General features: G+C 71.2%; 25 protein-coding genes, 3 tRNA genes and 2 pseudogenes. 10 read left to right on the forward strand and 20 right to left on the reverse strand.

From position 1 onward, the window contains the following. Positions 1-70: 70 nt before the first annotated feature. Positions 71-1,114: an adenosine deaminase gene (locus tag U9R90_RS13845; RefSeq protein ID WP_411056737.1), complete on the forward strand. Its 1,044-nt coding sequence runs from the start codon at positions 71-73 to the stop codon at positions 1,112-1,114. Between the two features lie 5 nt (positions 1,115-1,119). Here U9R90_RS13845 and U9R90_RS13850 read toward each other — a convergent pair whose 3' ends face one another. Further along, on the reverse strand, positions 1,120-1,737 hold the full coding sequence (locus tag U9R90_RS13850) for a TetR/AcrR family transcriptional regulator (protein WP_411056738.1): 618 nt from the start codon (positions 1,735-1,737) through the stop codon (positions 1,120-1,122). A gap of 88 nt (positions 1,738-1,825) precedes the next feature. On the opposite strand from U9R90_RS13850, the gene U9R90_RS13855 reads away from it, so the two are divergent. Beyond that, positions 1,826-2,467: an NAD(P)-dependent oxidoreductase gene (locus U9R90_RS13855; protein ID WP_411056739.1), complete on the forward strand. Its 642-nt coding sequence runs from the start codon at positions 1,826-1,828 to the stop codon at positions 2,465-2,467. Between the two features lie 13 nt (positions 2,468-2,480). Here the strand turns inward: U9R90_RS13855 and U9R90_RS13860 are convergent, their stop codons facing one another. The 8 genes from U9R90_RS13860 to U9R90_RS13895 all read right to left on the reverse strand — a co-directional run bounded on the left by U9R90_RS13860 (position 2,481) and on the right by U9R90_RS13895 (position 7,233). Next, positions 2,481-3,599 carry a UDP-N-acetylmuramate dehydrogenase gene (locus tag U9R90_RS13860; RefSeq protein ID WP_411057734.1) on the reverse strand — a complete coding sequence of 373 codons (1,119 nt, stop codon included), beginning with the start codon at positions 3,597-3,599 and terminating at the stop codon, positions 2,481-2,483. Between the two features lie 4 nt (positions 3,600-3,603). Next, entirely contained in the window at positions 3,604-5,037 is a 1,434-nt protein-coding gene (locus U9R90_RS13865) for an MFS transporter (protein WP_411056740.1), read from the reverse strand. A 117-nt stretch (positions 5,038-5,154) separates the two neighbouring features. Beyond that, positions 5,155-5,709 (reverse strand): TetR/AcrR family transcriptional regulator, encoded by a 555-nt coding sequence (locus U9R90_RS13870; RefSeq protein WP_411056741.1) that lies wholly within the window; start codon positions 5,707-5,709, stop codon positions 5,155-5,157. Positions 5,710-5,817: 108 nt separating this feature from the next. Further along, positions 5,818-6,246 (reverse strand): MaoC family dehydratase, encoded by a 429-nt coding sequence (locus U9R90_RS13875; protein ID WP_411056742.1) that lies wholly within the window; start codon positions 6,244-6,246, stop codon positions 5,818-5,820. 2 nt (positions 6,247-6,248) lie between these two features. Continuing rightward, positions 6,249-6,701, reverse strand: a complete 453-nt coding sequence (locus tag U9R90_RS13880; RefSeq protein WP_411056743.1) for a MaoC family dehydratase N-terminal domain-containing protein — start codon at positions 6,699-6,701, stop codon at positions 6,249-6,251. An 87-nt stretch (positions 6,702-6,788) separates the two neighbouring features. Beyond that, positions 6,789-6,953, reverse strand: a complete 165-nt coding sequence (rpmG, locus tag U9R90_RS13885) for a 50S ribosomal protein L33 (protein WP_003948671.1) — start codon at positions 6,951-6,953, stop codon at positions 6,789-6,791. 89 nt (positions 6,954-7,042) lie between these two features. Next, positions 7,043-7,115: transfer RNA gene (locus U9R90_RS13890), tRNA-Met, on the reverse strand. 45 nt (positions 7,116-7,160) lie between these two features. Further along, a tRNA-Thr gene (locus U9R90_RS13895) sits at positions 7,161-7,233 on the reverse strand. A 236-nt stretch (positions 7,234-7,469) separates the two neighbouring features. On the opposite strand from U9R90_RS13895, the gene U9R90_RS13900 reads away from it, so the two are divergent. The 3 genes from U9R90_RS13900 (at position 7,470) to U9R90_RS13910 (ending at position 10,351) form a co-directional block, all read left to right on the forward strand. Next, entirely contained in the window at positions 7,470-8,720 is a 1,251-nt protein-coding gene (locus tag U9R90_RS13900; RefSeq protein ID WP_411056744.1) for an amidohydrolase family protein, read from the forward strand. Between the two features lie 199 nt (positions 8,721-8,919). Further along, complete coding sequence (locus tag U9R90_RS13905; RefSeq protein ID WP_411056745.1) at positions 8,920-9,576, forward strand: NAD(P)H-binding protein; 657 nt, start codon at positions 8,920-8,922, stop codon at positions 9,574-9,576. A 112-nt stretch (positions 9,577-9,688) separates the two neighbouring features. Continuing rightward, a complete protein-coding gene (locus U9R90_RS13910) occupies positions 9,689-10,351 on the forward strand; it encodes a hypothetical protein (protein ID WP_411056746.1) in 663 nt (220 codons plus the stop codon). A 73-nt stretch (positions 10,352-10,424) separates the two neighbouring features. Here U9R90_RS13910 and U9R90_RS13915 read toward each other — a convergent pair. Then, positions 10,425-10,506 (reverse strand) — tRNA-Tyr (locus U9R90_RS13915). Between the two features lie 220 nt (positions 10,507-10,726). Here U9R90_RS13915 and U9R90_RS13920 point away from each other — a divergent pair. Further along, positions 10,727-11,215: a YajQ family cyclic di-GMP-binding protein gene (locus tag U9R90_RS13920; RefSeq protein WP_411056747.1), complete on the forward strand. Its 489-nt coding sequence runs from the start codon at positions 10,727-10,729 to the stop codon at positions 11,213-11,215. A 99-nt stretch (positions 11,216-11,314) separates the two neighbouring features. On the opposite strand, the gene U9R90_RS13925 is transcribed toward U9R90_RS13920, so the two are convergent. Then, entirely contained in the window at positions 11,315-11,581 is a 267-nt protein-coding gene (locus U9R90_RS13925) for a GlsB/YeaQ/YmgE family stress response membrane protein (RefSeq protein ID WP_411056748.1), read from the reverse strand. Between the two features lie 124 nt (positions 11,582-11,705). Between U9R90_RS13925 and U9R90_RS13930 the strand changes: the two are divergent. The 3 genes and pseudogenes from U9R90_RS13930 to U9R90_RS13940 form a co-directional block, all read left to right on the forward strand. Continuing rightward, a pseudogene (locus U9R90_RS13930) lies at positions 11,706-12,326 on the forward strand (APC family permease); the annotation flags it as partial. Positions 12,327-12,361: 35 nt separating this feature from the next. Further along, a pseudogene (locus U9R90_RS13935) lies at positions 12,362-13,090 on the forward strand (APC family permease); the annotation flags it as partial. 72 nt (positions 13,091-13,162) lie between these two features. Beyond that, positions 13,163-13,576 (forward strand): YccF domain-containing protein, encoded by a 414-nt coding sequence (locus U9R90_RS13940; protein WP_411056749.1) that lies wholly within the window; start codon positions 13,163-13,165, stop codon positions 13,574-13,576. An 87-nt stretch (positions 13,577-13,663) separates the two neighbouring features. Here U9R90_RS13940 and htpX read toward each other — a convergent pair whose 3' ends face one another. The 9 genes from htpX to U9R90_RS13985 all read right to left on the reverse strand — a co-directional run bounded on the left by htpX (position 13,664) and on the right by U9R90_RS13985 (position 23,154). After that, positions 13,664-14,527 (reverse strand): zinc metalloprotease HtpX, encoded by an 864-nt coding sequence (gene htpX / locus U9R90_RS13945; RefSeq protein WP_411056750.1) that lies wholly within the window; start codon positions 14,525-14,527, stop codon positions 13,664-13,666. Positions 14,528-14,685: 158 nt separating this feature from the next. Then, the gene (locus U9R90_RS13950; protein WP_411056751.1) at positions 14,686-16,245 is read right to left on the reverse strand and encodes an NADH-quinone oxidoreductase subunit N; all 1,560 of its coding nucleotides are present in this window, start codon (positions 16,243-16,245) and stop codon (positions 14,686-14,688) included. Further along, positions 16,242-17,819: a complex I subunit 4 family protein gene (locus tag U9R90_RS13955; protein WP_411056752.1), complete on the reverse strand. Its 1,578-nt coding sequence runs from the start codon at positions 17,817-17,819 to the stop codon at positions 16,242-16,244. Before U9R90_RS13955 ends, U9R90_RS13950 begins: the two co-directional genes overlap by 4 nt. A gap of 3 nt (positions 17,820-17,822) precedes the next feature. After that, positions 17,823-19,799 (reverse strand): NADH-quinone oxidoreductase subunit L, encoded by a 1,977-nt coding sequence (locus U9R90_RS13960; protein WP_411056753.1) that lies wholly within the window; start codon positions 19,797-19,799, stop codon positions 17,823-17,825. Continuing rightward, entirely contained in the window at positions 19,796-20,161 is a 366-nt protein-coding gene (gene nuoK, locus U9R90_RS13965; protein WP_411056754.1) for an NADH-quinone oxidoreductase subunit NuoK, read from the reverse strand. The genes U9R90_RS13960 and nuoK overlap by 4 nt, the downstream gene beginning before the upstream one ends. Further along, the gene (locus U9R90_RS13970) at positions 20,161-20,760 is read right to left on the reverse strand and encodes an NADH-quinone oxidoreductase subunit J (protein ID WP_411056755.1); all 600 of its coding nucleotides are present in this window, start codon (positions 20,758-20,760) and stop codon (positions 20,161-20,163) included. The genes nuoK and U9R90_RS13970 overlap by 1 nt, the downstream gene beginning before the upstream one ends. Next, a complete protein-coding gene (locus U9R90_RS13975; protein WP_156726472.1) occupies positions 20,757-21,302 on the reverse strand; it encodes a NuoI/complex I 23 kDa subunit family protein in 546 nt (181 codons plus the stop codon). Before U9R90_RS13975 ends, U9R90_RS13970 begins: the two co-directional genes overlap by 4 nt. Continuing rightward, positions 21,302-22,270, reverse strand: coding sequence for a complex I subunit 1/NuoH family protein (locus U9R90_RS13980; protein ID WP_411056756.1), 969 nt, complete (start codon positions 22,268-22,270; stop codon positions 21,302-21,304). The genes U9R90_RS13975 and U9R90_RS13980 overlap by 1 nt, the downstream gene beginning before the upstream one ends. Further along, the gene (locus tag U9R90_RS13985) at positions 22,267-23,154 is read right to left on the reverse strand and encodes a hypothetical protein (protein ID WP_411056757.1); all 888 of its coding nucleotides are present in this window, start codon (positions 23,152-23,154) and stop codon (positions 22,267-22,269) included. The genes U9R90_RS13980 and U9R90_RS13985 overlap by 4 nt, the downstream gene beginning before the upstream one ends. Before the next feature lie 292 nt (positions 23,155-23,446). Here U9R90_RS13985 and U9R90_RS13990 point away from each other — a divergent pair, with 292 nt between their 5' ends. Continuing rightward, positions 23,447-24,790: a sensor histidine kinase gene (locus tag U9R90_RS13990; protein WP_411057735.1), complete on the forward strand. Its 1,344-nt coding sequence runs from the start codon at positions 23,447-23,449 to the stop codon at positions 24,788-24,790. Positions 24,791-24,884: the final 94 nt, after the last annotated feature.

A 24,884-nucleotide genomic window follows, 5' to 3' on the forward strand; every position in this document is an offset into this window, starting at 1 on the left:
TCGTTCGGGCGCGTACTCCTTGAGGAAAAGACGCTACCGGGACGGCGGGTACGTACGGCAAGATCCTGGGATGGAGAGCGTCCCCGCCCGCGGTGAAGCCGCGACAAGAGACCTGAGGCAGCTGCCCAAGGCCCATCTGCACCTGCACTTCACCGGGTCCATGCGGCCCTCGACCCTGCTTGAGCTCGCCGACAAGTACGGCGTGCATCTGCCCGACGCGCTGACCAGCGGAGAGCCGCCGCAGCTGCGGGCGACCGACGAGCGCGGCTGGTTCCGCTTCCAACGGCTGTACGACATGGCCCGCTCCTGTCTGCGGGCGCCCGAGGACATCCAGCGGCTGGTGCGCGAGGCCGCGCAGGAGGATCTCGCGGACGGCTCGGGCTGGCTGGAGATCCAGGTCGACCCGACCTCGTACGCGCCCCGGCTCGGCGGGCTCATTCCGGCGCTGGAGATCATCCTGGACGCGGTGGACTCCGCGTCGAGGGAGACCGGCCTCGGGATACGCGTGCTGGTGGCGGCGAACCGGATGAAGCACCCGCTGGACGCACGGACCCTGGCGCGGCTCGCGGTGCGTTACGCGGACCGTGGGATCGTCGGCTTCGGGCTCTCCAACGACGAGCGGCGCGGCATGGCCAGGGACTTCGACCGGGCCTTCGCGATCGCGCGCGAGGGCGGGCTGCTCGCGGCGCCACACGGCGGCGAGCTGACCGGGCCCGCGTCGGTACGGGACTGCCTGGACGACCTGTCCGCGACGCGGATCGGGCACGGCGTACGGGCCGCGGAGGACCCCGCGCTGCTGCGGCGGCTGGCCGAGCGCGGGGTGACCTGCGAGGTCTGCCCGGCGTCGAACGTCGCGCTCGGGGTGTACGAGAAACCCGAGGACGTACCGCTGCGCACGCTGTACGACGCCGGGGTGCCGATGGCGCTGGGTGCCGACGACCCGCTGCTGTTCGGGTCGCGGCTGGCCGCGCAGTACGAGATGGCGCGCACCAAGCACGGGTTCGACGACGCCGCGCTGGCGGAGCTGGCACGGCAGTCGGTACGAGGCTCGGCCGCGCCCGCGGACGTACGGCGGAAGCTGCTGGCCGGGATCGACGACTGGCTGGCGGACTGAGGCTGTCAGCCGATCCCGCTCAGCAGCGTGCGGGCCAGGGCGGCGGCAAACGTGTCGACGGGCGGCGCGGGGTTCTGGGCTTCGGTACCGGTCTCGGGGTCGGGGTCGGCGGCCTCGTAGGCGAAGGCGCGCTGGGCGCAGGCACCGAGCAACAGGGACGCGGCCGCGAAGGTGTCCGCGTCGGCGCGGATGCGGCCTTGGCGCTGCTCCCTGCGGAGGTACTGGTCCAGGCCCTGGATCGGCACGTGCGGTCCGGTGCCCATCTCCCGCATGGCCGCCTCGTGGCGGTGCTTGAGCTGGGTCTCGGCGTACAGTGACGCGGCGATCGGGAAGCTCTGCTCGTAGAAGAGCGCGGCCTCGCGGGCGATGTCGGTGAGGTTCTGCTCGACGCTCCGCTCCCCCGGCTCCTCGATCAGCCGGTGCAGCAGCGGGGCCAGCTGCGGCAGCCGCTCGCGCAGCACGGTCACGAAGAGCTCTTCCTTGCTCGCGAAGTACTTGTAGAGCGCGGCCTCGGAGCAGCCCGCCTCCTTGGCGATCTCCTTGGTGGTGGCCCGGGCGAGCCCGACGCTGAGCATCAGGGTGTGCGCGGCGTCCAGGATTCGGGTCCTGGCCGGTTTCTGCATGAGTACTCCAACGAACCTTGACGCGTGGGTGAGCGGTCACTCACCCTATGGGTGAGTGAATACTTACCCACCCAGGGGGAGCAGGGCAATGGAACTCACGGTTCTCGGTGCGACCGGTGGTATCGGGCAGGAGATCGTCCGGCAGGCCCTGGCGGCGGGCCACCGCGTGACGGCGGTGGTGCGCGACCCGGCCAGGCTGACGGTGACCGGCGAAGGGCTCCAGGTGTTCACGGCGGGGCTCGGGGACCCGCGGGCGCTCGGTCCCGCGGTGGCGGGGCGCGACGCGGTGCTCTCCGGTCTCGGGGCGCGCAGTGTGAAGGACGCGCGCGCAGGCATCGCGGCGAACCTCACGCGCCCGGTCTTGAAAGCGCTGGACGCGGAGGGCACCCGGCGCTTCCTGGCGGTGAGTGCCGGGCCGCTGGCACCCGAGCCGAAGAACCAGACCTTCGTCCACCGCCGACTGCTGACACCCCTGGTCAGCACCCTGCTGCGGCCTGTCTACACGGATCTCGCGCAGATGGAGGCGGAGATCAGACTGAGCGCGACGGACTGGACGCTGGTACGCCCTCCGAGGCTGCTGGACAGGCCGGTGACCGGCACATACCGGATGGCGCGCAACGAGAACCTGCGCGGCGGCGGCACCATCGGGCGGGCCGATGTGGCGCACGCGATGCTGGCGATGGTCGACGACCCGACGACGGTGAAGCAGGGCGTGAGCGTCGCCTACTGACCACGCGCCCGCGTCAGAGGCTGACGCCGACCGTCACCGGCTCGTTGACCAGGGTGACCCCGAAGGCGTCCCGCACGCCAGTGACGACCTCGCGGGCGAGTGCGAGCAGGTCGTCGGTGGTGGCCTCGCCGCGGTTGGTGAGCGCCAGGGTGTGCTTGGTGGAGATCCGGGCCGGGCCCGTGCCGTAGCCCTTGGTGAATCCGGCCCTGTCGATCAGCCAGGCCGCGGAGGTCTTGGTGCGGCCCTCGCCCGCCGGGTACGCGGGCGGGGTGACATCCGGGCCGAGACGGTCCGCCACGCGTGCGTGGAAGGCCGCCAGCTCCTCCGCGTCGAGGATCGGGTTGGTGAAGAACGACCCGGCCGACCAGGTGTCGTGGTCCTCGGGGTCGAGCACCATGCCCTTGCCCGCGCGCAGCTTCAGCACCGTCTCGCGCGCGGTGGCCAGCGGGACGCGGTCGCCCGCCTCCACACCGAGGGCGCGGGCCGTCTCGGGGTACTTCAGGGGAGCGCTCAGGCCGTCGGCGTCCTCCAGCTCGAAGCGGACGCGCAGGACCACATAGCGGCTGGGGTCGGCCTTGAAGCGGCTGTGGCGGTACGCGAAGGCGCACTCGGCGTTCGGCAGGGTGACCGTCTCGCCGGTGCTGCGGTCGTACGCGACGACCTCGGTGATGACCGAGGAGACCTCCTGGCCGTACGCGCCGACGTTCTGGATCGGCGTGGCACCGGCGGAGCCGGGGATTCCGGCGAGGCACTCGATGCCCGCGAGGCCCGCGTCGACGGTGCGGGCGACGGCGTCGGTCCACACCTCGCCGGCCGCCAGCTCCAGCTTCGTACCGTCGAGCGCGAAGCCGGTGGTGGCGATGCGCAGGGCGGTTCCGGCGAAGCCCTGGTCGCCGATGACCAGGTTGCTGCCGCCGCCGATGATCAGCAGTTCGGTGCCCGCGGCGTCGGCCTCGCGGACGGCGGCGACCACTTCGGCGTCGGTGGTCGCGGTGATCAGTCGGGTCGCGGGGCCACCGAGCCGGAAGGTGGTCAGCGGGGCGAGGGGGGCGTCGTGAAGTTCCTGCACGGGCTCAAGGGTACGAGAACGGCCCCGCTGGTCGGGGCGGGGCCGTTGCCGGCGTGCGAGCAGGGGGTCAGGCGAGTACCTTCGTGCGCTCCTCGGGTGGCGCGGCGGCCACCGGCGCCGCCGTCCCCCTGGCCGGGATGAGCAGCGCGGCCACTCCCGCCACGGCGACCACCGCCGCGCCCAGCCAGAGCGCCGCGGTCAGGCCGTCGGCGAACTCCTGGTGCGTCTCGTAGCCGCCGCGCGCCGAGAAGACCGCGGCCAGTACCGCGACGCCGAGCGTGCCGCCGACCTCGCGCAGCGAGTTGGCCGCGCCCGAGGCGATGCCCTGCTCGGCGGGGCGCACGCTGGCCATCACCAGGCTGGCCGCCGGTGCGAAGTACAGGGCCATCCCGATACCGCTGATGATCAGCGCGGGCAGCTGGGCCGCGTACGACATGCCGGGGGCGGCGATCACCGCGTACCAGCCGAGCCCCAGGGCCTGGAGGAAGAGGCCCGCGGCGACGACCGGGCGGCCGCCGATCCGGTCGGAGAGCTTGCCCGCGAGGGGCGCGACCACGATGGGCATGGCGGTCCAGGGCAGCATCCGCAGGCCCGCCTCGGTGGGCGAGTAGCCGAGCACCATCTGAAGGGCCTGGCTGAGCAGGAAGATCGAGCCGAACATCCCGAGGAACATCAGCAGGCTCGCGGCGTTGACGGCCGCGAAGGCCCGGTTGCGGAAGAGGCGCATGGGCACCATGGGGTTCTTGTGGCGTATCCCGTGGTGGATGAAGCCGCCGGTCAGCGCGCCGCCCACGATCAGCCCGGTGAGCACCGGGACACTCGTCCAGCCGTGGGACACGGCGCTGACCAGGGCGTAGACGATCCCGAAGAGGCCGCCGCTGACGAGCAGGGTGCCGGGGATGTCGAGCCGGGCGTTCGGTACGAAGGACTCGGTGAGCCGGAGCCTTGCGAACGGCAGCAGGGCGAGGCCGATCGGGACGTTAAGCCAGAAGATCCACTGCCAGGAGATGTGCTCGGTGAGGGCACCGCCGACCAACGGGCCGCTCGCGACGGCGAGGCCGTTGACCGCGCCCCAGATCCCGTAGGCCGTCCCGCGCCGCTCGGCGGGCACGGCCGCGGCGAGCAGGGTGAGCGTCAGCGGCATCATGATCGCGGCGCCGACGCCTTGGACGGCACGCGCGGCGATCAGGGCGTCGATGCCGGGCGCCAGGGCGGCCGCGGCGGAGGCACCGGTGAAGATCGCGAGCCCGATGACGAACAGCCGGCGGCGGCCGAAGCGGTCGCCGAGTGCCGCGCCGGACATCAGCAGGACCGCGAAGGTGAGGGTGTAGGCGTTCACCGTCCACTCAAGGTGCTCCAGGCTGCCGCCGAGGTCCTTGCGGATGGAGGGCAGGGCGGTGGTGACGACCAGGTTGTCGAGGGCCGCCATGAATCCGGCGGCGCTGGTGATGACCAGGGTCCACGCGGTCCTCGTGCGGACTCCTTGCTGTGCCTCTTGCATGACTCCCCTTGATGCAATGGTTAGTTATTGATTACTAACTTTCACGGACACATTTCACGGACATAGATGAGCCGCACCGCTGGCGCGACTCTCGGTACTACTCCGGACTACTGGGGACTACTCCGGGGCCGGGAACTCGGCGAAGCCGGACCACACCCGGTGCTCCGGAGGGAAGCCCATCGAGACGAGGGCGTTGATGAGCATCCCGTAGGAATGGAAGTACGTGGTCTCGTGGGCATCGGCACCGAGGATCAGGTGAGTGGAATCCCACAGGTCCTCCCAGGCCGCACGAACCCCCTCGCCGAACTCACGGTCACCCGCCGCCTCCGCCGAGGCCACCGCGACATAGGCCTGCATCTGCATCAGCAGCATGTCGGGGTCCGCCGCGAGCAGCTCCTTGTAGGCGTTCGCCATGGCCATGTGGACACCCTCGGGCGGCACGTCACGCGCCGACTCCACCAACACCTGCCGGATGTCTCCCACACAGCGGGTCGCCGCCGCGAGGAACAGCTCCTGCTTGTTCTTGAAGAGCCGGAAGAGGTACGGCTGCGAGACGCCCACCCGCTTGGCGATCACCTCGGTGGAGGTGCCCTTGTAGCCGCCGCGCGCGAACTCCGTAATCGCGGCGCGGATGACGCTCTCACGTCGCTCCGCCGCGCTCATCCTGACCATGCGAGTAAGTTAGTGGCCAATCACTAACGAAGTCAACAGCCTGTACGGGTAAGGGGCGTCCAGCATGGCCGGACGCCCCTTACCCACACCTGCACGTGCGGCTCGCCCTCAGGCCAGCCGTACGACCGCCCGAGCCATCCCGAGGACCTTCTGGCCCGCGCTCATCGCGGTCAGGTCGACCCGCACCTGGTTGTCGTCCAGCTTGGCCGCGACCTTGCCGCTGACCTCGATGACCGCCCCCTGGTCGTCATTGGGGACGACGACCGGCTTGGTGAAGCGGACGCCGTACTCGGCCACCGCGCCCGGATCGCCGACCCAGTCGGTCACCACTCGGGCCGCCTCGGCCATGGTGAACATGCCGTGCGCGATGACGTCCGGCAGCCCGACCTCACGCGCGAACTTCTCGTTCCAGTGGATCGGGTTGAAGTCCCCCGACGCGCCCGCGTACTGCACGAGCGTGGCGCGGGTCACGGGGAAGGTCTGCGCCGGCAGCTCGGTGCCGACCTCGACGTCCTCGTACGAGATCTTCGCCGTCATCGTCACGCCTCCTCTGCCGCGCGCGCCACGAGCTTGGTGAAGGCGGTCACCACGTGCTCGCCCGCCTCGTCGTGGACCTCACCGCGGATGTCCAGGATGTCGTTGCCCGCCATGGACTTGATCGCCTCGATGGTCGAGGTGACCGTCAGCCGGTCCCCCGCGCGCACCGGGCGGGTGTACGCGAACTTCTGGTCGCCGTGCACCACCCGGCTGTAGTCCAGGCCGAGCTGCGGGTCCTCGATGACCTTGCCCGCGGCCTTGAAGGTGATCGCGAAGACGAAGGTCGGCGGAGCGATCACATCACTGTGACCGAGCGACTTGGCGGCGTCCGGGTCGGTGTAGGCGGGGTTGGGGTCCCCCACCGACTCCGCGAATTCGCGGATCTTCTCCCGGCCGACCTCATAGGGGTCGGTGGGCGGGTAGGTCCGTCCAACGAAGGACTGGTCGAGCGCCATGGCTCGGCACCTCCTACAACAGAGTCGATGTGACAAACGACGCGAGGCCGCCCCCACAAAGGGGACGGCCTCGTGTACGAGCCTGTTTCAGCGCGTTTCGCGGTGCGCGGTGTGCGCGTTGCAGCGCGGGCAGTGCTTCTTCATCTCAAGACGGTCCGGGTTGTTACGCCGGTTCTTCTTGGTGATGTAGTTCCGCTCCTTGCACTCCACGCAGGCCAGCGTGATCTTCGGGCGGACGTCGGTGGCAGCCACGTGAGTGCTCCTTGGACGGACAGATGAACGGATGAACGCAGACAAGAGTAGCCGACCGGAGGACCGACCCCACAATCGGCTACTGTTCGTAGCGGTGACCGGACTTGAACCGGTGACACAGCGATTATGAGCCGCTTGCTCTACCGACTGAGCTACACCGCTTTGATGCGAGCCCCCTCACCCGAAGGCGAGGGTGCCGCACATCAGAGCCCCAATACGGAATCGAACCGTAGACCTTCTCCTTACCATGGAGACGCTCTACCGACTGAGCTATTGGGGCGAGCGATGAAGACATTACACGGTCGGCCGCCGATCGCCCAAATCCGTTTCGGTGCGGCAACCTCACCCGCCTCTCCCGTATCGGACGCCCCACGCCGGTATGACTGGACGCCCATGCCGGTATGACTATTCGGGCTCCTCCCCGAACCTCCTCGAAGCGGACCGCCGCGCGTCCTAGGCTCGCGTCAGCTGCGTGATCTTGCCGTAGCTGCCTTGATCTCCAGCTCCAGGAGCGCGATGCCCGACAGCCAGCCGCAGCCACCGCGCCGTGACGAGGCCCCCGAGGACACCACGTCACTCCTGCTCTGCGGGGCCCGGCTCACCGACGGCAGGACCGTGGACGTACGGCTCGGGCGCGGGCGCATCGAAGCGGTCGGGACCGCGGGCAGTCTCACCGCGCACGCCGCGCGCGTGGACCTCGACGGCTATCTGCTGCTGCCCGCCCCCGCGGAACCGCACGCGCACGGCGACACGGCGCTCTCCGCGGCCATCGACGGCCCGGTCTCGTACGACGTCCCGGAGGTCCAGCGGCGTACCACCGAGGCCGCGCTGCTGCAGCTCGGGCACGGCGCCACCGCGCAGCGCTCGCACGTCAGGGTCGGCGATGTGGTGGGTCTCGGCTCGTTGGAGGCGGTGCTCCAGGCACGCCGGTCGCTGCGCGGGCTCGCCGACCTGACGGCCGTCGCGATGCCCCGGCTGCTCACCGGGACCGCGGGGGCGGACGGCCTGGCGATGCTGCGGGACGCGGTCAAGATGGGCGCCGGTGTGGTGGGCGGATGCCCCGACCTCGACCCCGACCCGACCGGGTATGTGGAGGCGGTCCTGGAGCTCGCGGCCGAGCACGGCTGCCCGGTCGATCTGCACACGGACGGCGACGATCCGACGCGGCTCACCCGGCTCGCGGCGATGGCGGGCGGGCTGCGGCCCGGGGTGGCGGTCGGGCCGTGCGGCGGGCTCGGCAGGGCACCGGCCGAGGTGGCGTCCCGTACCGCCGACGCGCTGGCCGCGGCGGGTGTGTCGGTGGTCTGCCTGCCACAGGGCGACTGCGGGGCCCTGGCCCGGCGCGGGACCGCCACGGCGCCGGTACGGCTGCTGCGGGCCGCCGGGGTACGGGTGGCGGCGGGCAGCGGGGCGCTGCGGGACGCGGCGAACCCGGTGGGGCGCGGCGACCCGCTGGAGGCCGCGTATCTGCTGGCCGCGCAGCACGGCCTCGCGCCCGACGAGGCGTACGAGGCGGTCAGTGCGGCGGGGCGGGAGACGCTGGGGCTGCCCGAGGTCCGGGTGGAGGCCGGTTTCCCGGCCGAGCTGCTGGCCGTACGCGGCGACTGCCTCGCGGGCGCGCTGTCACTCGCGTACAGCCGGATCGTGGTGCACCGGGGGCGGGTTGTGGCGCGTACCAGCGCGGTCCGCGAGTACTGCGACTCGGCGGTCGCGGTGGCGTTGGACCTGCCCCGGCAGGGCCGCGCGAAGAGCACCGGCCCGTCCTGACCGCCGCGGCCGCCAACTCGCGCGGAGGTCCTGCGAATCCGCACCCACAGGCGGCATGTCCCGCGGATCCGCGCCCGGAATCCGCACGCACATTCGCGTCCACGCGCGCGTAGCGTGAAACCCTTCGCAAACTCATCGCTATGGAGGCGCGTTCGAGGTTGTGCGGCGCGGCCGCCCGACGCGGCGTACGGTCGGAAGCATGCGCATTGTCATCGCAGGTGGACACGGACAGATCGCGCTGCGCCTTGAGCGGCTGCTCAGCGCGCGCGGCTACGAGGTCGCGGGCCTGATCCGCAACCCCGACCAAGGCGACGACCTACGGGAAGCCGGCGCCGAACCCGTCCTGTGCGACCTGGAGTCGGCCTCCGTCGAACAGGTCGCGGCCCATCTCCAGGGCGCCACCGCGGCGGTCTTCGCGGCCGGCGCGGGCCCCGGCAGCGGCATCGGACGCAAGGACACCGTGGACCGGGCGGCCGCGGTCCTCTTCGCCGAGGCCGCGGAACGGGCCGGGGCACGCCGGTACATCGCGGTCTCCGCGATGCGCGCCGACCCGTCCCACCAGGGCGACGAGGTCTTCGACGCGTACCTGCGCGCCAAGGGCGAGGCCGACGCCTACGTCCGGGCCCGTACGGGCCTCGACTGGACGATCCTGCGCCCCGGTCTGCTGACGGACGACCCCGGCACGGGCCTGGTCCGCCTGGAGGCCTCGACGGGCCGCGGCCCGATCCCACGCGACGACGTGGCGATGGCGATCGCGGAACTGGTGGACACCCCGGGGACAGCGGGCCTGACCCTGGAACTGATCAGCGGCACGACGCCGATCCCGGTCGCGGTCAAGGACGTCGCGGGCAACTGAGCGAACGTACGGTCTGCCCTCGGCCTGCCCTCCTTCTGCCCTCGGTCTGCCCCGTACCCCGAACGGCCCGCCCGCCTTGCCGTGCTCTCCCGGCTGCGTCCGTAGTGGAGCCATGACAGCGGAATCGGCCGAGGAGCACCGGAGGAAGACCGGAATGACGACCGGGATGAAGACGACGAGACGGACGCGGGTGGGCGTGGCGGTGGCAACCGTCGCGCTGCTCGCCGCAGTGGGCGGCTGCGGCGACGATGACGACAACGGTGACGGCGGGGCGTCGCCCAGCCCCACCGCGTCCCCCACACTCACGCAGTCGCCCACGCCCACGGAATCGCCCTCGCCCACGGAGTCGCCCACCGCGACGGCCGGCGAGGCGGCGACCGTCATGGTGCGCGAGGCGGGTGATCTGGGGCCGATCCTGACCGACGGCGAGGGTCGCACGCTCTACCTCTTCGAGGCGGACGAGGACGAGAAGTCCACCTGCAACGACGCATGCGCGGTGGCCTGGCCGCCCCTGACGACGTCGGGCGAGCCGAAGGCCGGGGAGAAAGCCGACGCCGAGCTGCTGGGTACGACGGAACGGGACGACGGCAGCACCCAGGTCACCTACAACGGGCACCCGTTGTACTTCTTCCAGAACGACAAGAAGCCCGGCGACACCACGGGCCAGGGCGTGGAGGGCTTCGGAGCCGCGTGGTTCGCCCTGACCGCCTCCGGCGACAAGGCCGAGGGCGACGCCCAAGACACTGGCGACCCAGGCGTCACCGGCGGCTACTGACGCCCTCACCTGGCCGCACGACAATGGGCCCCTGGCCTGCGATAGTCGCAGGGCAGGGGCCCAGTGTCTCGTGTGGCGGCGCCAGGATTCGAACCTGGGAAGGCTGAGCCGGCAGATTTACAGTCTGCTCCCTTTGGCCGCTCGGGCACACCGCCAAGTGTGCCGCCCTGGGAGCCGCTTTGCGGCGGCTGTCCGTGGCAACGACGTAAACGATACCTGATGCCCAGGGGTGCTTCGCCACTCGATAGAACGGCGCTCCGCGCGCGGGTGATGACTAGGCTTTGACGGTGCGGGCCGGGCCACCGGCCGTACGTTCCGTCGAGCACACGGACGAGCACGCGCACCCCGAACCCCGAGCACAAGGAGCCACAGGACATGGCCGACTCCAGTTTCGACATCGTCTCGAAGGTCGAGCGGCAGGAGGTCGACAACGCCCTCAACCAGGCCGGCAAGGAGATCTCCCAGCGCTACGACTTCCGGAACGTCGGCGCCTCGATCGCCTGGTCCGGCGAGAAGATCCTGATGGAGGCGAATTCGGAGGAGCGGGTCAAGGCGATCCTCGACGTCTTCCAGTCCAAGCTGGTCAAGCGCGGGATCTCGCTGAAGGCCCTGGACGCCGGTGAGCCGCAGATCTCCGGCAAGGAATACAAGATCTTCGCCTCGATCGAGGAGGGCATCTCCCAGGAGAACGCGAAGAAGGTGGCGAAGATCATCCGCGACGAGGGCCCCAAGGGCGTGAAGGCCCAGGTGCAGGGCGACGAGCTGCGGGTCAGCTCGAAGAGCCGGGACGACCTGCAGGCCGTGCAGGCTCTGCTGAAGGGTCAGGACTTCGACTTCGCGCTGCAGTTCGTGAACTACCGGTGACGGTGGGCTGATTGAGCGGTTGGGCCAGGCACGAGAAAGGGCGGGCATCCCGGTGGGTGCCCGCCCTTCGTTCTGTCGGCCCGCGGCCGCGGCCCGCGGTCAGCGTCGGGACCTGCCGAACACGACGCGGTAGGCGATCAGTAGGACCAGCGCGCCGCCGATCGCGGACAGCCAGGTGGCCATGTCGTAGAAGTCGTTGGCGATGGGGCGGTCGAGGAAGCGGGCCGAGAGCCAGCCGCCGACGAACGCCCCGGCTATGCCGATGAAGATGGTGCCGATGAGGCCGCCCGGGTCACGGCCGGGGAGCAGGATCTTGGCGATGGCGCCGGCCAGCAGTCCCAGAATGATCCAGCTGATGATGCCCATGGCGTGAACCTGCCCTTCGAGTTGTGCGGAGCTCGCCCGGTGGGTCTGTCTGCCGCTGGTGCGTCTTACTTGGGGGACGTACTGGCGTGCGAGCACGGTTGCGGTGCTCAGTAGGGTGCGGCGCATGACACAGGAGTTGCGCCGGACGCTGGGCGTCACCGATGCCGTGATGATCGGGCTCGGGTCGATGGTGGGGGCCGGGATCTTCGCGGCGCTGGGGCCTGCTGCGGATGCCGCCGGGTCGGGGCTGCTGTTCGGGCTCGGGGTGGCCGCGGTGATCGCGTACTGCAATGCCACGGCGTCGGCGCGGCTGGCAGCGCGGTATCCGGCGTCGGGTGGGACGTATGTGTACGGGCGGGAGCGGCTCGGGGAGTTCTGGGGGTATCTGGCCGGCTGGGGGTTCGTCGTCGGCAAGACGGCCTCGTGTGCGGCGATGGCGCTGACGGTCGGGGCATACGTCTGGCCGGGCCAGGCGCATGCGGTGGCGGTGGCCGCGGTGGTGGCGCTGACCGCCGTGAACTACGGGGGTGTGCAGAAGTCGGCGTGGCTGACACGGGCGATCGTCGCGGTGGTGCTCGCGGTGCTCGCGGCGGTGGTCGTGATGTGTGTGGGGTCGGGGAGCGCGGAGTTCGCGCGGCTGGGATCGGGGCGTTCCGGGGGCGTGGGCGGGGTGTTGCAGGCCGCCGGGCTGTTGTTCTTCGCCTTCGCGGGGTACGCGCGTATCGCGACCCTGGGTGAGGAGGTACGGGATCCGGCGCGGACNCGGGGAGCGCGGAGTTCGCGCGGCTGGGATCGGGGCGTTCCGGGGGCGTGGGCGGGGTGTTGCAGGCCGCCGGGCTGTTGTTCTTCGCCTTCGCGGGGTACGCGCGTATCGCGACCCTGGGTGAGGAGGTACGGGATCCGGCGCGGACCATTCCGCGGGCGATTCCGCTGGCTCTCGGTATCGCGCTGGTGGTGTACGCGGCTGTCGCGGTGGCGGTGCTCTCCGTACTGGGGGCGGGAGGCCTCGCGGGGGCCACGGCGCCGCTGGCCGACGCCGTGCGGGCGGCCGGGGTGCCGGGGCTGGTGCCGGTGGTGCGGGTGGGCGCCGCGGTGGCGGCGCTCGGGTCGCTGCTCGCGCTGATCCTCGGCGTGTCGCGTACGACGCTGGCGATGGCGCGGGACGGGCATCTGCCGCGGCCGCTCGCGGCCGTGCATCCGCGGTTCCAGGTGCCGCACCGGGCGGAGCTGGTGGTGGGCGCCGTGGTCGTGGCGGTGGTTCTGGTGGCGGATGTGCGCGGGGCGATCGGGTTCTCGTCCTTTGGGGTGCTGGTGTACTACGCGATCGCCAACGCCTCGGCGTGGACGCTGGGCCCTGGCGTACAGCGCGTACTGCCGGTGGTGGGGCTGGGCGGGTGCCTGGTGCTGGCCTTCGCGCTGCCGCTGGTGTCGGTACTGACGGGGGCGGCGGTACTCGCGGCGGGTGCCGTGACGTACGGGGTCAGGCGGCGGCTGGCGGGAGCGAATTAGGCCGGGAACCGGGTTCGGCCCAGATACTGGTAGTGGGACCATCGCGGCAGCTCACGACGAAGGGCACAGACCATGAAGCTGATCAACCTGATCCTCAACCTCCTGTGGTTGATCTTCTGCGGGATCTGGATGGCGATCGCCTACACCCTGGCCGCGCTCATCTGCTTCGTCCTGATCATCACGATCCCCTTCGGGGTCGCCGCGCTGCGGAACGCCGCGTTCGTGCTGTGGCCCTTCGGGCGCACGACGGTGGAGAAGCCGGGTGCCGGGGCTCCGTCGATGATCGGCAACGTGATCTGGATCATCGTTGCCGGTTGGTGGCTCGCCCTCGGGCACGTCCTGACCAGCATTCCGCTCTTCCTGTCGATCATCGGCATCCCCTTCGGGTGGGCGAACCTGAAGTTGATCCCCATGGCGCTGATGCCGCTGGGGCGCGAAATCGTGCCGACCGACCAGCAGTTCGGGGCGCGTGCCGGTTCCTGGTGAGCTGATGGCGCGCACCTACGCGCGTGGGTCGTCCCTACGTGCACGTGGGCCGTCCCTACGCGCGTGGGTCCGCACGCGCGCGTGGCGTCAGCTCTGGCGGCCCGCCATCTGCTCCAGGCGGCTGATGCGCTCGGCCATCGGCGGATGGGTCGAGAACATCTTCGCCATCCCCTCCCCCGGCCGGAAGGGATTCGCGATCATCATGTGGCTGGCCGCCTCGATCTTGGGCTCGGGCGGCAGCGGGAGCTGCTTGGTGCCGGTCTCCAGCTTGCGCAGGGCGCTGGCCAGGGCCAGTGGGTCCCCGGTGAGTTGGGCGCCTGAGGCGTCGGCCTCGTACTCCCTGGAGCGGCTGATGGCCAGCTTGATCACGGACGCGGCGAGCGGGCCGAGCAGCATGATCAGCAGCATGCCGAGGATGCCGGGGCCGCCGCCGTTGTTGTTCGACCTGCCGGGCATCAGCCAGGCGAAGTTGACCAGGAACATGATCACTGAGGCGAGGGCGCCGGCGACCGAGGAGATCAGGATGTCGCGGTTGTAGACATGGCTGAGCTCGTGCCCGATGACGCCGCGCAGCTCGCGCTCGTCCAGGAGGCGCAGGATGCCGTCGGTGCAGCAGACGGCGGCGTTGCGCGGATTGCGGCCGGTGGCGAAGGCGTTGGGCGCCTCGGTGGGTGAGATGTACAGCCGGGGCATGGGCTGGCGGGCCTGGGTGGAGAGCTCGCGGACCATCCGGTAGAGCGCGGGCGCCTCGAACTCGCTCACCGGGCGGGCGCGCATGGCCTTCAGGGCGAGCTTGTCGCTGTTCCAGTACGCGTACGCGTTGGTGCCGATGGCCACCACGAGGGCGACGATCAGGCCCGTACGACCGAAGAAGCTGCCGATGACGAGGATGAGCGCGGACAGTCCTCCGAGAAGTACGGCAGTCTTCAGACCGTTGTTGCGCCGGTGCACGGTGCGCCCTCCTGGTGATGCGGCAGGGGAACCCTTTACTGACGGGTTTCCACTCTCCAGTGGACCTTCCCTTCCTGGTCAACGCCAGGCGAGGGGTGCTAGTTCCCTTGTGCGCACCGAGGGCGGCGTACGCCGTACGGGTGATGCGGCCGGGGCCGTCAGAACAGCACGGTGGCCGAGAAGCGCAGGACGAGCTGTGGCGCTCCGGACAGCGCGATGCCGAGGACGGCCGTCAGGGCGATGGCGGCGGTGAGCGGGGCCGGGACGGCGTGCCGTGGCCGTTCCTTTGTTTCCGGCTCCCCCTCGGGTGCGTGGACTTCCGGTGCGCGGACTTCCGGTGCGCGGAACAGGACGGCGGTCCACTGGAGGTAGTAGAAGAGCGCGATCACGACGTTGAGCGCCATGACGACGGCGAGCCAGCCCAGGCCCGCGTCGACGGCCGCCGAGAACACGGTGACCTTCGCGAAGAGCCCGATGATGCCCGGCGGCAGGCCGGCCAGGGAGAGCAGGAAGAAGCCGAGCGCGAGTGCGGTGAGGGGCCGTGTCGCGTACAGGCCGCGGTAGTCGGTGATGCGGTTCAGCGGCCGCGTACGGGCCACCAGGGCGGCCACCGCGAAGGCTCCGAGGTTCACGGCGGCGTACATCAGGGCGTACGCGACCGTGGCGCCGATGGCCTTCTCGGTCTCGGCCGCGGTGTCCGCGTACCCGGCCGCTGCGATCGGCACCAGGAGGTAGCCGGCCTGGCCGACCGATGACCAGGCCAGCAGGCGGACCGCGCTGTACGCGCGCGTGGCGCTCTGTCGGAGAGCCGCGACATTGCCCACGGTCATGGTGAGGGCGGCCAGTACGGCGAGCGCGGGGCCCCATACGTCGGCGTACGAAGGGAACGCGACGACGGTGACCAGGATGAGGCCGGTGAAGCCGACCGCCTTGCCGACGACGGACAGATAGGCGGCGACCGGCAGCGGCGCGCCGATGTAGGTGTCGGGCACCCAGAAGTGGAAGGGCACCGCGGCGGTCTTGAAGGCGAAGCCGACGAGGGTGAGGACGACGCCCGTGCGGGCGAGGGTCTGCAGCTGCCCGTCGACCTCGGTGAGTTGGGTGGCGATCTCGGTGAGGTGCATCGTGCCGGTCGCCGCATAGACGAAGCTGACGCCCAGGAGGGTGACGGCGGTCGCGGTGACGGAGGACAGGAAGAACTTGAGGGCCGACTCCGATGAGCGCCGGTCGCCGCGCTTGAGGCCGACGAGCGCGAAGGCGGGCAGCGAGGCGACCTCCAGGGCGACGACGAGGGTCGCGAGGTCGCGGGACGCCGGGAGCAGCGCGGCACCGGCGGCGGAGGAGAGGAGCAGGAACCAGAACTCCCCCGCGGGGAGCTCCTTGTCCTTGAGGGGGCTGATCGAGAGCAGCGCGGTAAGCAACGCCCCGGCCAGCACCAGGAACTGGATGACGACGGTGAAGCGGTCGGCGGTGTAGCTGCACACGCCCGCGTCGTCCGTCAGGCAGAAGGTCGCGCGGTCGCCGTCGAGCAGCGGCAGCAGCGCGAGGCACGCCGCGGCGAGGCCCGCGACGGAGATCCAGGCGAGGACCGTCTTGTTGGTCTCGCGGACGAACAGGTCGGCGACGAGGACGATCAGGCCGACCACCGCCGCGATGGCGGGCGGCGCGATCGCGAGCCAGTCGACTGACTGCACGAGGCCTGCGGCGGTCGCGGTCATGCCTTGCCTCCTGCGAGGAGCTTCTGCACGGCCGGGTCGGTGAGGCCGAGCAGCAGCGCGGGCCAGAGTCCGGCGAGGACGGTGAGGGCGACGAGCGGGGTCCAGGCGGCGAACTCGTACCGCTGGACGTCGGCGAGTTGGGGTGCGTCCGGTTCGGGCTTGGCGCCCATGCAGACACGGCGCACGACGAGCAGCAGATACGCGGCGGTGAGCAGGGTGCCGAAGCCGCCGATCGCCACGAAGGTGAGGAAGGCGGGGCGGTTGAGGCCGTCGGCGGGGTCGAAGGCGCCGAACAGCGCGAGCATCTCGCCCCAGAATCCGGCGAGTCCGGGCAGTCCGAGCGAGGCGACGGCTCCGAAGGCGAGGAGTCCGCCGAAGCGTGGGGCCCGGCCGTAGAGTGCGGCGCCACTCTGCTGCGCGAGCGCGTCCAGGTCGGTGGTTCCGGTGCGGTCCTTCAACGCGCCGACCAGGAAGAAGAGCAGGCCGGTGATGAGGCCGTGGGCGATGTTGGCGAAGAGCGCGCCGTTGACTCCGGTCGGGGTCATGGAGGCGATGCCGAGGAGCACGAAGCCCATGTGGCCGACGGACGAGTACGCGATGAGGCGCTTGAGGTCGCCCTTGACGCCCTGCCGGGCCAGGGCCAGGCAGGCGAGGGACCCGTAGATGATGCCGACGACCGCGAAGGCGGCGAGGTAGGGCGCGAAGGTCCGCATCCCGTCCGGCGCGACGGGGAGCAGGATGCGCACGAACCCGTACGTGCCCATCTTGAGCAGGACCCCGGCGAGGAGGACCGAGCCGACGGTGGGCGCCGCGGTGTGGGCGTCCGGCAGCCAGCTGTGCAGCGGCCACATCGGGGTCTTCACCGCGAGCCCGATGCCGATCGCCAGAACCGCGATGACCTGCACGGACGTTGTCAGGCCGCGGCCGTTGTCAGTGGCGAGTGCCACCATGTCGAATGTGCCGGAATTCAAGCCGATGAGGAGGAGGCCCAGCAGCATGACAACGGAGCCGAGCAGCGTGTAGAGGATGAACTTCCAGGCGGCCTCGGCTTTTTGGCCGCCGCCCCAGCGGGCGATCAGGAAGTACATCGGGATGAGCACCATCTCGAACGCCAGGAAGAACAGCAGCAGATCGAGTACGGCGAAGGTCGCGAGGGTGCCGGACTCGAGGACGAGCAGCAGCGCGACGAATGCCTTGGGAGACGGGCCCGCGGGCATCTTGAAGTAGCTGTAGAGGGCGCAGAGGAAGGTCAGCAGCGCGGTCAGGACGACGAGGGGGAGAGAGATGCCGTCGATACCGAAGTGAAGCCGGATGTTGAGTGCCGGAATCCAGCTGATGTCGGTCGTGGCCTGCATCCGCGCCGGTTCGCCGTGGTCGAAGCCCGCGGCGAGGACGAGGGCCGCCGCGAGCACAGCGCCGGTGACGGTCACGCCGTGGCGGAGCACGGCCTGGTCCGGTGAGGTGCCCTTGAGTCCGGGCGGTGCGGGCAGCAGCGCGGCGGCCGAACCGAGCAGCGGCGCGACCACCACGAAGAGGAGGAGGAACTGCATGACGGTGTCGTTGATATCGATCACGGCTCAGGCTCCCGCTGCGACGAGGACGACGGCGACGGTCAGCACGACGGAGCCGGCGAGCAAGACGCTCAAGTAGGTCTGCACATTGCCGGTCTGGGCACGGCGGACGGCTGTTCCGAGCCACCGGGGGGTGGCGCCGGCGCCGCGTACGTAGGTCTCGACGACCTCGCGGTCGAGGAACCGGACCAGCGCCGCGGCGGCGCGGACGGGGCGGACGAAGAGGGCACCGTAGACGGTGTCCAGGTGGAAGCCGGTGGCCGCGTGGCGGCGCAGCGGGCCGAGCAGCAGGCGGCCGGGGTCGGCGTCCGGCAGCGGTGCGACGGGGTGGCCTTCGGCCGGGGCGGGTGGCTCCGCGTCGGAGGGGCCGGTCATGGCGGCGGCCGGGACTCGGGCGGCGAGTGCCGTGGTGTGGCGCCAGGTGCCGTAGGTGACGAGGCCGCCGACGAGGGCGAGGCCGGTACCGAGGACGGAGGTGGTGAGGGTCGGGGCGAGTGAGTGGCCGTCGAACCAGTCGGGCAGCACCCCCACGCTCAGGCCGAAGGCGAGCGAGGGGACGGCGAGCACCCAGAGCACGGCGTTCATCGCGATCGGCTGCCTGCCGTGGTCGGGGGCCTCGGCTCCGCTGCCGTGGAAGGCGAGCAGCCACAGCCGCATCGCATAGGCGGCGGTGAGCAGGGCGGTGGCCAGGCCCGCGACGAGGACGAGCCAGCCCGCGGTGCCAGGGACGGCCTCGGCGTGTCCGGTGGCCGCGTGCTCGGCGGCGCCGAGCACCGCCTCCTTGGAGAAGAAGCCGCTGAACGGCGGGATCGCGGCGAGCGCGAGCAGCGCCACGGTCATCGTCCAGTAGGCGTCGGGTACCCGGGCGCGCAGGCCCCGCATCCGGGACATGGCGGCCAGCGAGTTGGTGCCCGCGGCGTGGATGATCACGCCCGCGGCGAGAAAGAGGAGCGCCTTGAAGGCGCCGTGTGAGAGGAGGTGGAAGACGGCGGCACCGCGGTCACCGACGGCGAGGGCACCGGTCATGTAGCCGAGCTGGCCGACGGTCGAGTAGGCGAGTACCCGCTTGATGTCGTCCTGGGCGAGGGCCGCGAGGGCGGAACCGACCATCGTCACGGCGGCCATCACGGCGAGGACGACCAGGGCGGCAGCCGAGGCCGCGAAGACGGGGAGGAGCCGGGCCACGAAGTAGACACCGGCGGCGACCATCGTCGCGGCGTGGATCAGCGCGGAGACCGGAGTCGGGCCGGCCATCGCGTCGGGCAGCCAGGTGTGCAGCGGGAACTGCGCCGACTTGCCCGCGACGCCCGCGAGGAGGAGCAGCGCAATCACGGTCGGATGGTCGAGCCCGCCCGTCGCGACGGTGTCCAGGACTGTCGTGATCCGGAACGAACCGGCGTCGACGGCGAGCGCGAACAGACCGATCAGAAAGGGGACATCGCCCAGCTTGGTGACCAGGAAAGCCTTGAGGGACGCGGCACGGGCCTCGGGGGTCTCCCAGTAGTGGCCGACCAGGAAGTACGAGCAGATGCCCATGACCTCCCAGCCGACCAGCAGCACCATCAGGTCGCCGGAGTAGACGACGAGCAGCATCGCGGAGGTGAACAGCGAGACCAGGGCGGCGTACGAGGGGTAGCGCGGGTCGTCGCGCAGATAGCCCGTCGAATAGATCTGCACACAGGACGCGACGAGGCCGACCAGGACGGCGACCAGGGCGGCGAAGCCGTCGATGTGCAGGGCCAGTTCGATGGGGACCGAACCGGTGGGGGTGAGCTCGGTGGCCGCGTCCACGGGCGCGGTGCCGTCGCCGGTGCCGCCGCCCTGACGGATGGCGATCAGTACGGCCAGCACCGTCGAGGTCAGGGCGGGCAGTACGGCGAGGGGGCGGACGAAGCCGGGGGCCTTGCGGCCGACGAGCAACCCGGTGACGGCGCCCAGGAACGGAAGGAGGGGGACGAGGACGGCGAGGGTCGTGGTGGTCACGCGGTGGCCTCAGCCTTCTTCGCCGCGGCGGCTGCTTCGTCGGTCCCGTCGTCGGGGCCCTCCGCGGTGTCGCGGAGGCGGTCGACGTCGGAGGTGCCTCGGTTGCGGTAGACCATCAGCACGATCGCCAGGCCGATGCCGATCTCGGCGGCGGCGATGGCGATGGTGAAGAGGGTGAGCGCCTGGCCGGCGTGGAGGCCGTCACGCAGCCAGACGTCGAAGGCGACCAGATTGAGGTTGACCGCGTTGAGCATCAGCTCGACGGACATCAGGACCAGGATCGCGTTGCGGCGGGCCAGTACTCCGTACAGCCCGACGCAGAAGAGGAGGGCGGCGAGTACGGCGGGGTAGGCGAGATGCATCAGCTCTTCCCCTCTTCACTGGCGGCTCTGTCCTCGTCTGCCGTGGGGCTGACCTCGTCCGGCGTGGCGTTCTTGCGGGAGAGGACGATCGCGCCGACGAGGGCGGCGAGCAGCAGGACGGACAGCGCTTCGAAGGGCAGTACCCAGTGCCGGAAGAGGATCTCGCCGAGATCCCCTGTTGAGCCCTGGGTGGCGTCCAGGTCGATCCATTCCGTACGGAAGGCGTCGACCACGACCCAGACCAGGGCGCTCGCGGCGGCGCCGGCCACCGCGAGCGCGGCCCAGCGGTTGCCGGAGTCGGCGTCCGGGGAGCGGCCGATGGGCGCCTTGGTGAGCATCAGTCCGAAGAGGAGGAGGACCACGACGGAACCGACGTAGATCAGGACCTGCATCCAGGCGATGAACTCGGCTGTGAGGAGGAGGTATTCGACGGCGACCCCGCCGAGCGCGACGACCAGCCACAGCGCGGCGTGCACCAGTTGTCTGGTGGTGACGGCGATGATCGCCGCGCCGACGGTGACCACACCGACGAGTACGAAGACGATCTCGACGCCGGTCGGCGAGAGGAAGCCCTGGGGTGCGGTTGCTGCGAGGGTCACTCCTGGCCCTCCTGCCGCTGCTGCGCCGCGAGTTTGTCGGCGGCCTTGCGGGCGGCGGCGATCTCCTTCGGCTCCTCGGCGCCGGGGTCGAGGGCGGGCGGTGCGGGCACCGTCCACATCCACTCGCGGAGCTTGTCGCGCTCGTGGGTGAGCTCGTGGATGTCCGTCTCCGCGTACTCGAACTCCGGGGACCAGAACAGGGCGTCGAAGGGGCAGACCTCAATGCAGATACCGCAGTACATGCAGAGCGAGAAGTCGATGGCGAAGCGGTCCAGGACGTTGCGGCTGCGCTCGCGGCCGCCGGGGGCGGCGGGCGGCACCGTCTCCTTGTGGGAGTCGATGTAGATGCACCAGTCGGGGCACTCGCGGGCGCACAGCATGCACACCGTGCAGTTCTCCTCGAACAGCCCGATGACGCCGCGGGTGCGGGGCGGCAGGTCCGGCTGGACGTCCGGGTACTGCGCGGTGACGGTCTTCTTCGTCATCGTCCTGAGGGTGACGGCCAGGCCCTTGGCCAGGCCGCTGCCGGGGATGGGGGGCACTACTGGATCACCACCTTGACGATGCCGGTGAGGGCGATCTGGGCGAGGGCGAGCGGGACGAGGGTCGTCCAGGCGAGCTTCTGGAGCTGGTCTTCGCGCAGCCGGGGGGTGGTGACCCGCAGCCAGATGATCACGAAGGCGAGCACGGCCGTCTTGAGCAGGGTCCACACCCAGCCGAGGCCGTCGGCACCCCAGGGGCCGTGCCAGCCGCCGAGGAAGAGGACGGTGGTGAGGCCGCAGAGGATGACGATTCCGGCGTACTCGGCGAGCAGGAAGAGGGCGAAGCGGAGGCCGGTGTACTCGGTGTACGCGCCGAAGATGATCTCGGAGTCGGCGATCGGCATGTCGAAGGGGGGCCGTTGGAGTTCGGCGAGACCGGCGACGAAGAAGACGAAGGCGCCGATGAACTGCCAGGGCAGCCACCACCACTCGAAGGCGTCGAGGATGCCGACCAGCGAGACGGTGCCGGCGGCCATCGCGACGGAGGCGGCGGCGAGGAGCATCGGCAGTTCGTAGGACAGGAGCTGGGCGGCGGTGCGGAGGCCGCCGAGGAGGGAGAACTTGTTGGCGGAGGCCCAGCCGGCCATCAGTGAGCCGAGTACGCCCGCGCCCATGACGGCGAGGACGAAGAAGATGCCCGCGTCGACGACCGTGCCGACGGCGCCTTCGCCGGGGCCGATCGGGATCGCCACGATGACGATGAGGTACGGGATGAGGGCGACGGCCGGGGCGAGTTGGAAGATACGGCGGTCGGCGCCCGCCGGGACGATGTCTTCCTTCTGGGCGAACTTGACGCCGTCGGCGACGAGCTGGGCCCAGCCGTGGAAGCCGCCGGCGTACATGGGGCCGAGGCGGCCCTGCATGTGCGCCATCACCTTGTGCTCGGTCTGACCGATCACCAGGGGGAGGACCAGGAAGACGGCGAGGACGACGAGGAGTCGCAGGGCGACGTCGAGTACGTCGTTCATGCGGGGGTGCCTCCGGCGGGGTTGTCAGGCCGCGGCCCGTCGGTCCCGGGCTCGTCGTCGGTACCGGCCTTGGGCCGGGGGGTGCGGGGTTCGGCGGGGTCCTCGCTCGTGCCATCGGCCGAACCGTCCCCGTCCGCCTCGCCGCGGGGTTCGACTCCGGCGTCACCCTCCCCGGACTGTTCCGTCCGGCCCCGGCCCTGCTCGTCGAAGGCCGGTCGAGCGTGGTGCCAGGGCGCGTCGGAGCTGCGGGTGCGGCGGGGGGTGGGCGGCACCCCCTCGGCGGCCTTGGGTGCGTCGCCGGGCGCGGCGGCCGGGACCGCGGGGGCGTCGCTGGCCTCGGGTGGTGTCGGCGCGTCGGCGGCACCGGGCGCAGACGCGGGTACGGCATCACCCTGCTCCGCGTCCGCAGCCGAGGGCGCGGCCTCGGCACGCTGGGAGGCGGATCCGTCGCCCGCGCTGCGGGTACGGCGCGGCGAGGCCGATCCGGCCTGGCTCGCCGAGCGCTCCCCCGCCGTACGGGTACGGCGGGGGGAGGTCGGAGGCGGGGCGGCCTCGGCGGCCTCCTCGGCCTTGGGTGCGTCGCCGGGCGCGGCGGCCGGGACCGCGGGGGCGTCGCTGGCCTCGGGTGGTGTCGGCGCGTCGGCGGCGCCGGGCGCAGACGCGGGTACGGCATCACCCTGCTCCGCGTCCGCAGCCGGAGGCGCGGCCTCGGCACGCTGGGAGGCGGATCCGTCGCCCGCGCCCCGTGCCCGGCGCGTGGCGGCAGCGTCCGGCTGGCTTGCGGACCCCTCGCTCGCGCTGCGCGCGCGGCGGGGAGTAGTGCCGGGCTGGCTCTCGGGCCCCTCGCCTGTGGTGCGTGGCGTGGGCGTGTCCCGCTGGCCCACCGGACCCTCGCTAGGCGCGGCGGCGTCGGCCTGGCCCGTGGCCGTTTCGCCCGTGGTGTGCGGCGTGGGCGAGGCGGTCTGGCTTGCTGAGCCCTCGCTCGCGCTGCGAGTACGACGCGGGGCAGCCGCGTCCGGCTGGCTCGCCGAGCCCTCTCCCGCCGTCCGCGCGCGGCGTGGCGTGGCCGCTTCGGCCTGGCTTGCCGAGCCCTCGCTCGCGCTGCGAGTACGACGCGGGGCAGCCGCGTCCNCCGCCCCCACTCCCGGCACCGCCGAGCAGAAACGGACGACACCGATGGCCACCGAGTACGGACAGCAGACCCGGCCTGAGTTCCGGGACGACGCCCCCGACGAGCGCCATCACGTCCTGCCGCCCGCACTGCGCGCGCCCATCGAGGCCAGGACCTGGAGCGAGTTCGGCTATCTGCTGCTGAGCTTTCCGCTCAGCCTCATGGCGTTCGTCTACTCGGTCACCATGGTCTCGCTCGGCGCGGGCCTGCTGATCACCTTCATCGGCGTCCCGGTGCTCGCCGGCGCCCTCGCGAGCGGCCGCGGCTTCGCGGCGCTGGAGCGGGCACGGGCCCGCGGGCTGCTGCACCTGGACATCGCCGATCCGCCGCCGCTGCGTCCGAAGCAGCGCAGCCTGATGGGGTGGATGGGCGCGGTACTCAAGAGCGGCACGTCCTGGCGGAACCTGCTGTATACCGTGCTGCACTTCCCGTGGGCGACCTTCGCCTTCACTGTGGCGGTGGTGTTCTGGACGACCGGCTGGACGCTGCTGACGTACCCGCTGTGGCAGTGGCTCTTCCCGGTGTACGGCGACCAGGACGGCATCCAGCTGTACGGCGACGACACGCACACCTTCTACCTGGACTCGCCGCTGGAGGTCGGGCTCACCGCGCTGGTCGGGCTGCTGATCACGATGGCGACGCCGTGGCTGATCCGAGCCCTGACGATGGTGGACCGGGTGCTGGTGATCGGGCTGCTCGGCCCCTCGCGGCTGGACAGCCGGGTGGTCGAGCTGGAGTCGGACCGTGGGGTCGTGGTGGACACCGCGGCGGCGGATCTGCGCCGTATCGAGCGCGATCTGCACGACGGCGCCCAGGCCCGGCTGGTGAACCTCGCCATGGATCTGGGGCTCGCCAAGGAGAAGTTGCGCGAAGATCCGCAGACCGCGGCGCGCATGGTGGACGAGGCGCACGGCGAGGTGAAGACGGCGCTGCAGGAGCTGCGCGACCTGGCCCGCGGCATCCACCCGGCCGTCCTGACCGACCGCGGCCTGGACGCCGCGCTCTCCTCCGTGGCCTCGCGCTGCACCGTCCCCGTCCAGGTCGAGGTCGACCTGCCGTACCGGCCCGCCGCCGCCATCGAGGGCATCGCGTACTTCACCGTCTCCGAACTGCTGCAGAACGTCAGCAAGCACGCTCAGGCGAGCCGCGCGACGGTCGATGTGTGGCGGGTCGAGGACCGGCTGATGCTCCAGGTCACCGACAACGGCACGGGTGGCGCGGACACGTCCAAGGGTTCCGGGCTCGCGGGGCTGGCGGAGCGCCTGGACGCGGTCGACGGGATCCTCGTGGTGGACTCCCCCGCCGGCGGGCCGACCGCGATCACGGCGGAGCTGCCCTGGCGCCGCTGAGCCCGGCCCCCGACGACACCCCTGGCTGAGGAGTGCCGCGTACCGCAACCTCAGCAGCCCTCATGCGTGTATACACGTAGGAGAGTCCTCGTGG

The organism is Streptomyces sp. E11-3, from assembly GCF_046540415.1.
In the GTDB taxonomy this organism is placed as follows: Bacteria; Actinomycetota; Actinomycetes; order Streptomycetales; family Streptomycetaceae; genus Streptomyces.